Genomic DNA, 13,963 nt, shown 5'->3' with positions numbered 1-13,963 from the left:
AAGAGAGCAACACGATCATAATGTTTAATGGATAAACCTTACACATCAATCAAATTTTCGAGGATAATTTCTACTTCCAACCTCATTTCCTGTAAGTCTTCAATGGCCTTGTCTAAATGATAGGTTAAGCTACCAATGGCGTATTTATCACCGTAATGCTGGGATGTATTTTTTTTATCAAAGACCTTAATTTTTTCCAAATATCCTGGCAGCGTGTTAATACTCGCAGAAACCTTACTGGCTTTTAATGATAATTCTTCAATTTTGCCTGAAAAGAATAATTTGGCCTCTGTTTGGTATTCCAGGGATAATTCAAAATCGCATAGATAATATAGATAAATTTCAATCCTAGAAATAAGGTCATGAGAAGGAACAGACTTATATCTCTTGTCAATAATATATTTAATGCTCATGCTGTCTGTATGAATTTTAGCTGCAAACTGGGCAGATCCTCTATGTCCCACTACTCTTGTCAATACCGGCCTTAGGCGTTCAATCTTTGCTTCTCTCACCTCCAGCATTTTAGCAAGTAATTCATCTAATTCTTTTAGTGTTGGATAGCCGCCTAGAAACAGGCGCTCTATATCTTTAGGGCTCAGCCCCATTGAATAAGCAATAAATGGTCGTTTAATTATTTCTGCTTTTAATCTTTTCCATTTTCCTTTTTGAGGCGTTGTAAGTTCCATTTAGATATTAATTGGGCTTAAATAATTTAGTCTTGGTATTTTCTATATCAATTGTTTTGTACTGCTTTTAACCTGACAGTATTAGTAATGGTTTGCGAGCCTGAAATATCCAATTTAATCCCCTTAATATTAAGTTCTTCTTGGATTGCTTTCTGATCGAAATCAAGTTTATCCAGCAAGTATTTATGTTTAATAGTAAAGCTTCTGAATACATCATCCCATGTCATTGCAAAAACCTCTAGGTTTCCCCATGACTTTACTAGGTATCGTTTACCCTTATCCTTAAATTCATCATATTGCTTTTCGATATATTCGTCAACCTTGTTGCTGACTACGAAAAATTTCCATTTTCTGGTTTGTGAATTGAACTGATCTTCCCGTGTAATGAAGTCCATATAATCTTCGATCTGCCTAAGTTGATCCTTTCCAATTGTTACGTTAGGGCGTTTAAGTTCTACCATAATATTTTCCTCTATATCATCATCGTGATTGTTAGGATCAGGAATACTTCTTTGCCGACACATAAATAGATCTGGCCTGCGGTTTTTTTCTTCATCTTTTAGCTTGGATTTAGACGGTTTGGATAAACCGTCAACCAGATATAGATAATTAGATAATAGTTTTTCAAAACCTTCATTGGCGGTTACTAAATGAAATTGCTCGCCAAAAAGCCAATAATTATCGGCAATTGCATGTTGAATATGATCCCTTTCGTTAGAAAAATGTTTGAGGTCAAATACTAGAGTTTTTAAAAGCTCCACTGTCTTAAACCTGCTCTCTATCAGATTTATAGTTTTCGTAATATGCCCAAAGCTCGTTTTTTTAAGAAGGATGGAAAGGTTTTCACGTTCTTCACTTGATATACTCACAATACCTTCAAGAATAGACAATATATTCTCACGTTCATCTGTGTCCAACAAGAGATTGATGAACCCAATGCTTGTTTTCTCCTGAGTCTCGTTTAAGCCCTTGAATATTTTGGGTTGAATACAATATATTTCCCTTACAACTTCTACAAGGTCTTTTCGCTTTTCCTGTTCATATTTGTTGTTCTTAAACTTTGGAAAAACGCCATTTTTCTCATACCGGGATATAAGTTCATCGGCAGCATTAATGCGAACAAATTCTTTCTGCTTTAAATTGATTATTCTTTGCAGTTCCTTAACTAGTATTTTAAATACCGGGCTGTTCTGTGTTTGCCCAAAAATTGGCTCCGAATCCTCATTGTCGGAAAAAGTGAAATCGTTAAAAAAGTCTGACTCAATATAAATACTATGAAAGAAATTAATAGCATTGTTATTAAATGAAGTGAGTTGCTTAAAAAGCTCTTTTTTCTCTCCATTTAAAAAGTAATAATAGAACTTATCGCCGATTTTTTCATTCCATCTGACGTAAGTAATAATGAAATTGTGGTCTACGCCTTTAATATCAGTAATTATCCTGTTGGAAACTTCGTGATCTCCCAATATGTCATCATATTCCAAAGGTCTTCCATTGATGCTCAGCGTATATCCTTTCTTACTATTGAGAAGTAAAAACCAGCCGAATTCATATTTTAAATAATTTATGAAATCATCACATTGAAAAGAATAGGCCGTCACGCCGTGGAGATTGGTTAGTTTTAGCCACGTGCCTGTTTCTTCGGTATCGGCTATTCTTTTATTCTCATCGTTATAGTGGTCTTTATCATTAGCGTGTACTGTTACGTCATAGGCCAAGCACTTTTCGGAATCAGGATCTAAAAAAACGGTAGACCAAACAGCTGTACCTGCAAAGGCAATAAAGGAAAACCGACCCTTACCTTTTTTTCCCCGCACATAGGAAGATCGTTGGAAAGAGCCTCGTTTTACAGAGTCTAAAAAAGAGCCAAATGTCTCACTTAAGTCTGGAAAGCAAATGCCTGTACCGTTATCAACGATATTGATTTCATCAATATGGTCTATCTCGTTGGAGCTGAATTTGATGTCGATTTTGGAAGCTCCTGCATCAAAACCGTTCCAGATCAATTCTGAAACAGCGTCCATGTAGTCTTTGGTTATTCCAGCAGAATCAATACTGTTGTTGTTTACACCTACTTTATTCTTCATTGTATTTAAGTGTTTAGCCTCTCTGTTTACATTATGATGCGAAAATGGCATATCAACATCAGATCGTGAAGTTATTAATTTATTGGTTGAATTCATCATGGCAGAAATGTGGCATGCAATTTACTAAATAAATTAGTAAATTGATTAGCTATTTTAAAGGAATAATATAAATGATAGCACCGTTTTAAAATAGTTAGTTAGAAATTACAGAGGAAGATTTGCAAAAATATCGATACCTTTAACTTTATGAGTGTCATATCTGATTTTTATAAAAGTCTAGAAAAAGTTGATTTTTTAAGAGATGAATCTGAAATCGAAATAAATTCCCAATATATTGGGATTATTGAGGAGATAGAAAAGACGGATCTGGATCAGGCGGTGCTCCTCAACAGAGAGCGAGAGGCATTGATGTTTGTTAAAACAGCAGAAGAAGGCTTGACTCCAAAAATTACAGGAACAGGAACTGATGAAGATGGCAATCAAATTCCAATACAGTGGCCTGATAGTAATAATTTCCGGGAGGAAGATTATTCTAATATAGAAAAACGCTACAAATCAACCCAAAACAAATATCTTAAAACAGAATTTGGGCTTTTTCTTTTCTATTCCAAGCGGCTTAAAAGGAATGAAGATTTATTAGAACTGTTGGAGGTGTTGCAAGAAAGATGTGATATCCTCTGGGATTTATCCGACTCACAAGAAAAAAATTATAACCTGCTCAAATATTTTGCTTCAATAAAGCAGCTACTGAATATCGCATCTGCCAGGAGAAAGGCGGAAATTACTATTGCGAGTGTTTATGATAAGATGTTAAATAAGATATATTCAAGACATTTAAGCTGGAATATAAACAATTTTGGTCTTATGAGATTCATCGTGGACTCAACAGGATTGATAAATGAACGGTCAAAGGATATTTTACAGATGGGTTTGGATCTAAAAGTAATTCTCGACAAAAATGAGCAGGTTATTGATGCTATCGCGGCTAACGATCCATGGGAGATTATTCCTATATGCAGTGAAAGTGATCGCCTCGCTAATAAAATAACGGACGAGCGATATAACTGGAAAAATAGAATTGCATATCAATATGAAAGGCTTGCCGAAAACGCACCAAATTATAATAATGTCGCTGTTACATTTATCGATAAGGCATTAAGGATTTATCGGGAAATAAAAAGTGATGCCGACTATGAACGACTATCTCAAAAATATCAGAAGCAACGCACTGAAACAAGTCTTTCTGAAATATCGATGGCAATTCCAGATGAAGCCACCGAACGGATTACCGGAAACATTAATAGGCTTATAACTGATGGTGGAACCACTGATATTATTGCAGTAATTACGCAGACACCCATGCTTGCAGATGTTCAAACAATCAGGAGTATGGCGGTTGCACTTGAAGGAACAGCCCCTTTCATGGAAATGATTCCCAAATATGTTCAGGACAAGTTTGGAAACACAATAGAGTCCTATGTTTTAGAAGATGAAAAAAAAGAGTTTTCTTTTCTACAACATTACTCCAACCATTTTCAGCTTGCTTCGCAAACACTAATCCAGATAATCGTCGAAAGTATAAAGGCGGGTAAGCTGTCGGCAGACGCGGTCTTGGAGGTCTTATCAAAAACTTGGGTAGGAGAATCTTCAGCCCGGCGTATCAGTGGACAGGACATACCAATAAGCCACTTGAAATTAATAGAACCAGGTATCAGAAATCTATTTTTAGAGACTGAAAAATGGCTGAATGGTGAAGAAGTTCTGCCAGATTATATACTCAGCACCGATTCATTAACATTAAAGATTGAGTATCTTCTAAGAGAATTTTGTCTCAAGTTAGGGATCGTTACGTTTAAGCAGCGTCCAGACAAAAGAGAACAGAATATAGTTATGGAAAAGCTTTTTGATGACCTATTAAGAGATTTAAAAGACGATCTTGAAGAGGATAATTATACTTTTATAAGATTCGTAATGAGCGATAAGATGGGACTGAACCTCCGAAATAAGATAGCGCACGGATTGGTAGATAATGTGGAATATGGTATTGAATCACCTTTTCTGGTACTTTCTATCATACTCAAATTAGCGCATTATAATTTTGAAAACACTCCACAGGTTTAAATATGGCGACAATTGTAAAAAAAAAATCGGACGTAGAATTCAAAAATATCTGGACGTTATTCCCAGATACACCACCTCCGGCAATAACCTATACCAAGACACCCCGGTCTATACCTCTATCGAGCAATGTGTCTGTGAGATATTTTAAACTGCTGTCAAAAATAGATTACTTCGCATCAAAAGAAATTGGTCAGGGGGACTCAGAATATCATATCTCAGGCTCTACTTTCTACGTTACGAAGGAAATTTTAAAATGGCTTTCTATCAAACGTTTCATTGAAAGAGATGTTGCAATCCATATTTTTTCTAATCAAGACAATGGTATACAGATTGAACTTGATGGACAATACCTTAAGGCAGATATAGAGATACTTGATTCTACTTCAATTGAGGTTAGGCGCTATACTGGCTCTGATAATACTGTCACAAAACATGAGTTATCAGTATCCTCTCTTTATTTACTGGATGATTTCGTTAATCAAAGTTGAAGCTATGCCAATTGAAAAATATACAGTGCTGCCTGATGATGATATATTAAGGAGGGTGAAACTTCCCCCACCGAATCGTGACCAAAATGACTTGATGAAAATTATGCCAGACGGCAGCATGCGGCTAAGCAGGATTGCCTTCCGACCAGATCCAAAAAGAGATGTTAATGGGCTATCTGTAAATATAGTAGCCTTGGCACCTAGTCTTGAGGAACTTTTTGACTCAAACACTCACTTAGGGGTAGTACTTAAAGCTAGCGTCTACTTCGATCTTAATCTGTCTATTACACATGACCCTTTAACTGAAAAAGTTGAGCATGTAGATTATTCTCATGCCTTGGTTCTTCAGTTAATGAAACAAGAAGGTTTACAGGCTTCTCTTGCAGAAAGTTATTTTTAATTGTTAAATTGACTCTATTTTAGAAATTGAGTGCTCGAATAGTCAATTATATGAAACCGTTAGCAGCAATACATAATTTTAAAGTAATCATCCGGACTAGGTGGCTAATACTCAAAGCCATGCCCAACAAATATTTCAAACCCCACGAAGCATTCAACCTCAATCCACATCCTTATGATATAGGTGTTTTACCGGCCTGAAAAATTGTTTCGAGGATAATCTTTTTATAAAAAAGCTTTTTACATCACCTGAAAAAGAATACCCAGCCTTTTACAATATCACCTTGTTTATTTTCTAGGAAAGGAACCAGATGACGAGGAGGGATTTTTCACCTTCGTCTGGCAGATTGTCTTAAGACGTATTCGAATCCTAGCGGGGATAAAACAAAAAAACCTCACATTTCTGTGAGGTTTCTTGTGATCCCGCTGGGATTCGAACCCAGGACCACTACATTAAAAGTGTAATGCTCTACCAGCTGAGCTACGGAATCATTCCTTTTGTTTAAGGAGGTGCAAATATAGGGATTTATCCTTTTCTTGCAAACATTTTTAAAAAATGTTTTTGACGTTTTTTTGTATGGTTAAAATGAGCTGCTCTAACTGCTTGATTTTAAATTTTGTATGTTTAAAAATGAGCTGAGAATTTATTTTAATACGCTCACCAATTCCATATCAGATCTATTGAATTGCTTTAGGAATAAAGTTTAAAAACGATTGGAATTGTGCTTTGTGTTTGTTTTTATCTAATTTAAAATAAAAAGCCCCGCGGCGCGAACTCGATTTATCCTTATCGGTCTGTTTAATTAATAATCCACTGGCTGTAATCTTGCGGATAAAGTTCCTATTGTCTATCGGCGAATCGTAAACCTGTTCATATAAAGCCTGCAACTGCGGTATGGTAAAACGTTTTGGTAAAAGTTCAAATAAAATAGGGTGGAGGGCGGCCTGATAACGGATTTTATCCATTGCAGCCTTAACCATCATATCATGGTCGAAAATTAACGCTGGAACTTCTTTTAGCTTAAACCATTCGGCATGGTACTGATCATTGATCTGTTTACTGTATTTATTAATATCGATCAATGCGAAGTAGACTACCGAAACAGTACGTTCGATGGGATCCCGATCCGGACTCCCATAAGCATGAAGTTGCTCCAGGTAAACGTCGTGTAATCCTGTTAATTCTAATAAAATCCTTTTGGCCGCGCCATCAAGATCTTCACTTTCACCAATAAAACCACCCATCAAACTCCATTGATCTTTTACAGGTTCTATTGCCCTTTTTATGACCAAAAGTTTCAGCTGATCGCCGTCATAACCAAAAATTATGCAGTCTACTGCAACAAGAACAGGTTTTTGATTTAAATATTTTCCCATGTTAAAAAAGCGTATTTAATTTAGCATCGTTGTAATCTGTAATATAACCTAAGATATTCGGATAACCTTCAAATTCTTCGATGGTATGTGTGGTGGTTAATACTATACAGGGCATACCTGCATTTAAAGCCGATTCTACACCCTTGGGCGCATCTTCGAAAACCAGGCAGTCTGCCGGTGCAATATTTAATGCTGCTGCAGCCTTTAAAAAAGTTTCGGGATCTGGTTTGCTCGTTTTTACATCATCTGCACTCACTATTGCAGCTAAATACCGGCGGATATTTAAACCATCTATTACAAAATCGATATTAAAAGGTATTGCAGCAGATCCGATCGCCATTGGAATGTTGGCTTGCTTTGCGCGATCCAAAAAGACATCCAGCCCTTCAATAAGCGCTAAATGCGGCATATAACCTTGCTGATAACGCTTTTCTTTATCGATGGAAAGGCGTTCTATTTCTTCAGCGCTAAATTTATCTTTTCCGAAAACGCGTTCTAAAACTTCGTGGTTTTTGCCATACATTTCTTTTTTTACGCTTTCGTAATCAAGTTTGGCACCTAAATCTTCTGTCATGATGCTGTACCAGGCTAAAGTATGGTATTCCATATCGTTAATCATCGTACCGTTCAAATCAAAAAGAAAAGCCTTTGGCTTGAAATTTAAATTATGCATATGGCTGCTAAATTATGTGATTTTTTTTACTGTTGGGAATCCTTGTCGATATTATGAAAAATAATAATTATAATCGTTACTTTAACGTTAATAATTTTTTGCTACATTAGCCTTAACCAAAAATAAATCAATATGAAGCCGTTTCTGATTTTGCGCGCAATTGCAGGTCTGCTTCCTCAAATTTTTAAACAAATGAAAAAAATATTCTTTAAGGCTTTGCCCTTCGCTACATTATGTTTAGCTGTTGCTTTTACTTCTTGTAATCCTAAATCAGATAAAGGGGCACAAACAACCGGGCAAACTGATTCATTAAAATATACCACCACCATTGATGGGAAAAGTGTAAAGCTTTATACTTTAAAAAATAAGCAGGGCGCTTCGGTTTCCATTACCAATTATGGTGGGAGGGTAGTTTCGCTTTTGGTTCCCGATAAAAACAATAAGTTAACCGATGTGGGTTTTAGGCTACGATAGTGTAGGTTCGTACCGTAAAAAAGGTGAGCCATTTTTTGGTGCCTTAATTGGCAGATACGGTAACCGCATTGGTAAAGGTAAATTTACGCTTGACGGAAAAGAATATACTTTACAACTTAACGATGGTGTTAACACCTTGCATGGTGGAACAGATGGATTTTTCTCTAAAGTTTGGGAGGCTAAACAATTAGATAGCCAAAAATTAGAGTTGAGTTATGTTTCCAACGATGGCGAAGCCGGTTATCCTGGGAAATTGGATGTTAAGGTAACTTATACGCTAACTGACGATAATGCTTTGCAGATCGATTATTTGGCTACTACTGACAAAACGACCGTAGTGAATTTAACCAACCATGCATATTTCAACCTCAATGGGGAAGGCAATAAAACAATCTTAGACCATGAATTAACAATTGATGCTAATGCTTATACGCCGGTAGATTCTACACTGATTCCAACCGGGAAATTAACGCCTGTAGCAGGAACAGCTTTTGATTTCAATAAAGCCAAAACCATCGGAAAATCAATCGAAGAAAGTGATCAGCAGTTAAAATTTGGCAAAGGTTACGATCATAATTTTGTGTTGACCCATCATGATGGCAAAACGCCAGTGGCTACCGTTAAAAGTCCCGTTACAGGTATAACATTGGAGGTTTATACAACCGAGCCAGGAATACAATTTTATAGTGGCAACTTTTTAACCGGTGCTGATAAGGATGGTAAAGGTGGAAAGTCATATCCTCACCGTTCAGCTTTCTGCTTAGAAACACAACATTTTCCTGATGCACCAAATCATGCAAATTTCGCATCGACAGTGCTTAAACCAGGCGAAACTTATAAAACGAGTACAACATATAAGTTTTTGAAATAACATTAACGTTGTATCATAAATATAGAATTGTCATCCTGAGCTTGTCGAAGGACCTACTATAACACCGTTACGGCGTTTCGACAGGCTCAACGTGACAAATTTCTGGAGTAACTATGTTTATGATACAACCTCTTATTTCACTTACAAATTCCGCTTTAAGGATTTAATAACCGGTCAGGAAATTGTGTAATTTTCTCAATGGTTAATTGTTGCATGATCTGGTATAAATGAGTTTTGAACATATTGATGGTATGATCACCTCCTTCATTACCTAAAGCACCAACTCCATACATAAAAGGTCGGCCCATAAAGTTGAATTCAGATCCAACGGCATGTGCTCTCGCTAAATCAACGCCTGAACGAATACCTCCATCTAACATGATCTTCAATTTTGATTTGTATAGTGGATTGTTCGCCAATTTGATTAGTGAATTGATGGAGGATTCGCCTGCGTCAATCTGTCTGCCACCATGATTGGAAACAATCACACCATCAGCACCGATTTGGATAGCAGCCTGCATATCTTCATCAGTCGCGATTCCCTTCAGTACTAAAGGTCCTTTCCAAAGATCACGAATGGCAGAAACTTTTTCGATATCAACCTTACCGGTAAATGTTTTGTTCATGAATTGTCCCAGTTGCGACATGTCCATTCCTTTTTCCATATAAGGCTTTAAGGTCGCAAATGATGGAATTCCGTGTTGTAAGGTTTTAATTCCCCATAGCGGACGGGCAAAAGCCTGCAGGATATTATTGATTGACATTTTTGGTGGAATGGACAAGCCACTCTTAATTTCTTTATATCGTAAACCAAATGCAGGCACATCTACCAGAACAACTAATACCGGACATTCAACAGCTTTTAAGCGATTTAAGATATCATCTCTCAAGCTATTCTCCGTAGGATGGTACAATTGAAACCATGCTTTTCCTTCAGATACTTCGGCAATTCGTTCGATACTACTGGTAGATACGGTGCTTAATGTATAAGGAATATCGGCTTTAGCGGCAGCCTTAGCTAAAATTTCGGGTGCATTAGGCCACATCAAACCTTGTAAACCAATCGGAGATACCCCAAATGGAGCACTGTAACGACGGCCAAATAATTCAACCGACATGTCGATATCTCCACCAATACGTAAGTAATTTGGTTTAAGGTAAATATTGTCGAAGTCGCTCTCGTTTCGCGATAAATTAAGTCCCTCATTACAACCACCCTCCAGGTAGTCAAAAGCAAATTTAGGAATCCTTGATTTTGCCTTTTTTCTTAAGTCGGCTACAGAAGGGAATTGAGGATTGTAAGGGAATGTAATCTTTTTACTCATATTTAAATATTGTATTGGTCAGATTCTATTTTAGAAAGCGAAAACTAATATTTTATATTATATTTTCCATCCTGCTCTATCTGCTATTTTGTAATTATTGTTTTATGTGGGTATAATTACAGTTATAATGTAAAATACGATATGCTATTACATGATCGTTTTAAACGAGCGTTAGCTATAAAGCTTAATCCGTCATTTCGAGCGGACCCGATAGCTATCGGGTGCAGCGAAGCCGAGAAATCTGTTTAAACTGACATGAGAGATTCAAAGATTTCTCCATTTTGTTATGGTCGAGTCGAGATGATCATTCCAGCGCATCGTCACCCTGATCCGATAGCTATCGGATTTATTTCAGGGTCTTTCATGCACGATAGATCTCTCCATTCCACTGCATTCCAGTCGAGATGACGGTCGTTTCATAAAACTAAACTCCATAAAAAGCTTTCGCATTATCAGTAAAAATTAATTTCCTTTCAGCTGCAGTGAACTGCTCAGTGTACTTAGCAACTAAATTAAACCAATTCTGGTAAGGCCTGCTGAGCAACACTACCGGCCAATCGCTACCATACATTATCCTTTTAGGGCCAAAATGTTCGAATACGATATCAAAGCAATTAAAAAGCTCTCTTTCTGTCCAGTTTTTCCAGTCTGCTTCAGTAAGTAAGCCAGATACTTTGCAAAGTACATTTGGGTTTGCTGCCAAGGTTTTAATATTTTCAGACCAGGTTTTTATATCCTGACTTTTAACATCCGGCTTGCCACAATGATCCAATACAAATGGTTGATCGGGGATTTGATCAACCATTTTAATAATATCAGCTAGTTGATTGTGATAGCACAATAAATCGTAGGTGTAATTGTATTTTTTTAAAAGATTAACGCCGGCAATAAATTGTTTGTTCAGGATAAAATCAGCGTTTTCGGCCTGTAAAATATGTCGCCAACCTTTAATGGTTTTGAAATTGCTCCAGTAAGTTAAACGTTCGTCTAAATTTGGATCAAGTAAATCTATCCAGCCCACAATACCTTTTATAATTTCATTTTGTGCTGCCAGGGATAACAAGAAATGATTTTCTTCTTCCGATTGACTGGCCTGCACCGCAATACATCCTGTAATTTGAAGATCGTTGTACACCGCTGTAAGGTCTTTTGGAGAAAAATCATTACGGATGGCAAGCATATCTTCATTTATCCAGCTATCTCTAACCGGATCAAAATTCCAAAAATGTACGTGTGTATCAATCATAAGAATTGGTTTAAAGTTTAAATATCTGATCCATTAAGACCCATTTTTCTCCTGGTTTCGAACCTGGCAGTGCCTGCTGAAATTTCCACATTAAGTTTTCCCATTCCTGCACTTTTGGGTTGGCTACATCGGCTTTTGCTTTTTCCTCAAACGAAAAGTGCTCATTCACGTCCATAATCATAAATAACCGGTTACCTAATAAATAGATTTCTAAATCATCAACGCCAGAAGAAGTGATACTTTCCTTAATTTCCGGCCAAACCGATTGATGATACTGCCTATACTCTTCTATAAGCTTTTCATCATTTACAAGATCAAGCGTTAAGCAGTACCTTTTCATATTAATTTCCGCCGTAAGACTTAACTGTTTGTTTGCTTGTGCCTAAACCATCAATACCCAGTTCTACCACATCACCAGCTTTTAAATACCAGGGTTCAGGTTTTTGACCTAAGCCCACGCCAGCAGGTGTTCCAGTTGTAATTACATCACCTGGTAAAAGCGTCATGAATTGGCTGATGTAAGCAATCATGAACGGCACATTAAAAATCAGGTTTGAGGTATTGCCATCCTGCATGGTTTTTCCGTTCACCGTTAACCAAAGGCGAAGATTGTGCACATCGGCAATTTCATCCTGGGTAGCAATAAATGGCCCGATAGGCGCGAAGGTATCGCAGCTTTTTCCTTTTACCCATTGTCCGTTTCTTTCGATCTGGAACTCGCGCTCACTGTAATCATTATGCAAAACATAACCTGCAATGTGATCTAAAGCATTTTCTTCGGCAACATAACTTGCTTTTTTGCCAATCACAATAGCCAATTCTACTTCCCAATCCGTTTTTTTACTGTTTTTTGGGATGATCAGATCATCATTAGGTCCAACAATAGCAGAGGTAGCTTTGAAGAACAAAATTGGCTCTGATGGAATTGGTGCGTTAGTTTCTGCAGCGTGGTCTTTATAGTTTAAGCCCACACAGATTATCTTGGAAGGGCGGGCCAGAGCAGGGCCTAGGCGCACACCTTTGTCTACCTGAGGTAAATCAGCAGATTGAATAGCAGACTTTAATTGCGCTAAGCCATCACCACCAAAAAATTCTTCATTATAATCTTTAACCAATGCAGAAACATCGAAATAATTATCGTTTATAATTACTCCGGGTTTTTCAGCTCCGGCTTCGCCAAATCGTATTAATTTCATTATAAAATGCTTTATCGTATTTAAAAATATTGATTAATTGTTTAATGTCGTAAATCCACCGTCAATCGGGTAATCGCAACCCGTAATAAAAGAGGCTTCATCACTGCAAAGATATAAAGCCAGGGCACCTACTTCTTCCGGTTTGGCCATTCTGCCGATCGGCTGCGTTTTAGAAAGCTTTTCAAACATTTCAGGGATATTATCCGGGTAGTTCTTCTGTAAAAAACCATCTACAAAAGGCGTATGAACCCTTGCAGGTGAAATAGAGTTACACCTGATATTTTCGCCAATATAATCTTTGGCTACACTCATGGTGATCGCTTTTACAGCACCTTTTGCAGCACTATAAACGAAACGATCTGGAAGGCCTATTAATGCAGCAATTGATGCCATATTGATAATTACCCCTCCGCCAGCTAAACGGATCTGTGGAATAGCAGCGTGCAAACAGTTATAAACACCTTTCACGTTTACGCGCATTACACGGTCAAAATCAGCCTCTTCCGTAGTATCAGCTTTTCCGATATGCGCGATACCTGCATTATTGATCAGAATGTTAATATGCCCGATCTGGTTAAAAACTTCGTGAACCGCTTTATGGTCTGAAACGTCACAGCCATAGCTGAAAGCTTCTCCGCCATTTGTCTTAATTTCATCTAAAGTATCCCGGGCCTGCTCAGTTCCTAATTCGATGATATGAACCTCAGCACCTTGTTTGGCTAAAATAGTTGCAATAGCTCTTCCTATGCCGCTTCCCCCGCCTGTAACTACGGCTTTTTTGTTTTTTAGTGAAAACATGTATATGATTGGTTATAAATTATAATTGATTAGCATACAAATAAAATAAATATTCTTGATTAAAAATTTTATCTTCTTGTCTAAATATTAACAGATATTGTCATACGCCATTCTGGATATTGAAATGGCCTTACCTTGCATAAATTTTACAAAGTCGATCGTTTAAATTACTTATATTTGAATAATATATTTATATTTAAATACAAATATTAACCAAATATC

Annotated in this window: 14 protein-coding genes and 1 tRNA gene; 5 read left to right on the top strand and 10 right to left on the bottom strand. The window is 37.0% G+C overall.

The window, feature by feature from the left end:
• Positions 1-38: 38 nt before the first annotated feature.
• Positions 39-686, bottom strand: a complete 648-nt coding sequence (locus QF042_RS14355; protein WP_307529512.1) for a hypothetical protein — start codon at positions 684-686, stop codon at positions 39-41.
• A gap of 47 nt (positions 687-733) precedes the next feature.
• Positions 734-2,773, bottom strand: coding sequence for an ATP-binding protein (locus tag QF042_RS14350; RefSeq protein WP_307529510.1), 2,040 nt, complete (start codon positions 2,771-2,773; stop codon positions 734-736).
• A gap of 246 nt (positions 2,774-3,019) precedes the next feature.
• On the opposite strand from QF042_RS14350, the gene QF042_RS14345 reads away from it, so the two are divergent.
• From QF042_RS14345 to QF042_RS14335, 3 genes are read left to right on the top strand one after another with little or no spacing between them, the layout of a single operon-like run.
• Complete coding sequence (locus QF042_RS14345) at positions 3,020-4,894, top strand: DUF4209 domain-containing protein (RefSeq protein ID WP_307529508.1); 1,875 nt, start codon at positions 3,020-3,022, stop codon at positions 4,892-4,894.
• A 2-nt stretch (positions 4,895-4,896) separates the two neighbouring features.
• The gene (locus QF042_RS14340; protein ID WP_307529506.1) at positions 4,897-5,382 is read left to right on the top strand and encodes a hypothetical protein; all 486 of its coding nucleotides are present in this window, start codon (positions 4,897-4,899) and stop codon (positions 5,380-5,382) included.
• Complete coding sequence (locus tag QF042_RS14335; protein WP_307529504.1) at positions 5,360-5,782, top strand: hypothetical protein; 423 nt, start codon at positions 5,360-5,362, stop codon at positions 5,780-5,782. The genes QF042_RS14340 and QF042_RS14335 overlap by 23 nt, the downstream gene beginning before the upstream one ends.
• Positions 5,783-6,199: 417 nt before the next feature.
• Here QF042_RS14335 and QF042_RS14330 read toward each other — a convergent pair.
• The 3 genes from QF042_RS14330 to QF042_RS14320 form a co-directional block, all read right to left on the bottom strand.
• Positions 6,200-6,272: transfer RNA gene (locus tag QF042_RS14330), tRNA-Lys, on the bottom strand.
• A 187-nt stretch (positions 6,273-6,459) separates the two neighbouring features.
• Positions 6,460-7,158 carry an NUDIX domain-containing protein gene (locus QF042_RS14325; RefSeq protein WP_307529502.1) on the bottom strand — a complete coding sequence of 233 codons (699 nt, stop codon included), beginning with the start codon at positions 7,156-7,158 and terminating at the stop codon, positions 6,460-6,462.
• A gap of 1 nt (position 7,159) precedes the next feature.
• On the bottom strand, positions 7,160-7,831 hold the full coding sequence (locus QF042_RS14320; RefSeq protein WP_307529499.1) for an HAD family phosphatase: 672 nt from the start codon (positions 7,829-7,831) through the stop codon (positions 7,160-7,162).
• Positions 7,832-8,023: 192 nt separating this feature from the next.
• On the opposite strand from QF042_RS14320, the gene QF042_RS14315 reads away from it, so the two are divergent.
• Positions 8,024-8,305: a hypothetical protein gene (locus QF042_RS14315; protein WP_307529498.1), complete on the top strand. Its 282-nt coding sequence runs from the start codon at positions 8,024-8,026 to the stop codon at positions 8,303-8,305.
• Positions 8,283-9,176 (top strand): aldose epimerase family protein, encoded by an 894-nt coding sequence (locus tag QF042_RS14310; protein ID WP_307529495.1) that lies wholly within the window; start codon positions 8,283-8,285, stop codon positions 9,174-9,176. Before QF042_RS14315 ends, QF042_RS14310 begins: the two co-directional genes overlap by 23 nt.
• Before the next feature lie 155 nt (positions 9,177-9,331).
• Here the strand turns inward: QF042_RS14310 and QF042_RS14305 are convergent, their stop codons facing one another.
• From QF042_RS14305 to QF042_RS14285, 5 genes are all read right to left on the bottom strand, one after another.
• The gene (locus QF042_RS14305; RefSeq protein WP_307529494.1) at positions 9,332-10,501 is read right to left on the bottom strand and encodes an alpha-hydroxy acid oxidase; all 1,170 of its coding nucleotides are present in this window, start codon (positions 10,499-10,501) and stop codon (positions 9,332-9,334) included.
• A 424-nt stretch (positions 10,502-10,925) separates the two neighbouring features.
• The gene (locus QF042_RS14300) at positions 10,926-11,747 is read right to left on the bottom strand and encodes an amidohydrolase (protein WP_307529492.1); all 822 of its coding nucleotides are present in this window, start codon (positions 11,745-11,747) and stop codon (positions 10,926-10,928) included.
• A 10-nt stretch (positions 11,748-11,757) separates the two neighbouring features.
• Complete coding sequence (locus tag QF042_RS14295) at positions 11,758-12,087, bottom strand: L-rhamnose mutarotase (protein WP_307529490.1); 330 nt, start codon at positions 12,085-12,087, stop codon at positions 11,758-11,760.
• A 1-nt stretch (position 12,088) separates the two neighbouring features.
• Positions 12,089-12,943, bottom strand: a complete 855-nt coding sequence (locus QF042_RS14290; RefSeq protein WP_307529488.1) for a fumarylacetoacetate hydrolase family protein — start codon at positions 12,941-12,943, stop codon at positions 12,089-12,091.
• 33 nt (positions 12,944-12,976) lie between these two features.
• A complete protein-coding gene (locus QF042_RS14285; RefSeq protein ID WP_307529486.1) occupies positions 12,977-13,741 on the bottom strand; it encodes an SDR family NAD(P)-dependent oxidoreductase in 765 nt (254 codons plus the stop codon).
• Between the last annotated feature and the right edge of the window lie 222 nt (positions 13,742-13,963).

The sequence above is a fragment of the Pedobacter sp. W3I1 genome (assembly GCF_030816015.1).
Taxonomy (GTDB): Bacteria; Bacteroidota; Bacteroidia; order Sphingobacteriales; family Sphingobacteriaceae; genus Pedobacter.
Note: the sequence above shows the minus strand (reverse complement) of the source record. Positions and strands in the feature narration are given on the sequence as shown.

Bases quoted from the DNA above. Each gene is read 5' to 3' on its own strand.
- QF042_RS14345 (WP_307529508.1), top strand. From the start codon at position 3,020: ATGAGTGTCATATCTGATTTTTATAAAAGTCTAGAAAAAGTTGATTTT.
- QF042_RS14350 (WP_307529510.1), bottom strand. From the start codon at position 2,773: ATGAAGAATAAAGTAGGTGTAAACAACAACAGTATTGATTCTGCTGGA.
- QF042_RS14300 (WP_307529492.1), bottom strand. From the start codon at position 11,747: ATGATTGATACACACGTACATTTTTGGAATTTTGATCCGGTTAGAGAT.
- QF042_RS14315 (WP_307529498.1), top strand. From the start codon at position 8,024: ATGAAAAAAATATTCTTTAAGGCTTTGCCCTTCGCTACATTATGTTTA.
- QF042_RS14340 (WP_307529506.1), top strand. From the start codon at position 4,897: ATGGCGACAATTGTAAAAAAAAAATCGGACGTAGAATTCAAAAATATC.
- QF042_RS14305 (WP_307529494.1), bottom strand. From the start codon at position 10,501: ATGAGTAAAAAGATTACATTCCCTTACAATCCTCAATTCCCTTCTGTA.
- QF042_RS14355 (WP_307529512.1), bottom strand. From the start codon at position 686: ATGGAACTTACAACGCCTCAAAAAGGAAAATGGAAAAGATTAAAAGCA.
- QF042_RS14285 (WP_307529486.1), bottom strand. From the start codon at position 13,741: ATGTTTTCACTAAAAAACAAAAAAGCCGTAGTTACAGGCGGGGGAAGC.
- QF042_RS14290 (WP_307529488.1), bottom strand. From the start codon at position 12,943: ATGAAATTAATACGATTTGGCGAAGCCGGAGCTGAAAAACCCGGAGTA.
- QF042_RS14335 (WP_307529504.1), top strand. From the start codon at position 5,360: ATGATTTCGTTAATCAAAGTTGAAGCTATGCCAATTGAAAAATATACA.
- QF042_RS14295 (WP_307529490.1), bottom strand. From the start codon at position 12,087: ATGAAAAGGTACTGCTTAACGCTTGATCTTGTAAATGATGAAAAGCTT.
- QF042_RS14325 (WP_307529502.1), bottom strand. From the start codon at position 7,158: ATGGGAAAATATTTAAATCAAAAACCTGTTCTTGTTGCAGTAGACTGC.
- QF042_RS14320 (WP_307529499.1), bottom strand. From the start codon at position 7,831: ATGCATAATTTAAATTTCAAGCCAAAGGCTTTTCTTTTTGATTTGAAC.
- QF042_RS14310 (WP_307529495.1), top strand. From the start codon at position 8,283: ATGTGGGTTTTAGGCTACGATAGTGTAGGTTCGTACCGTAAAAAAGGT.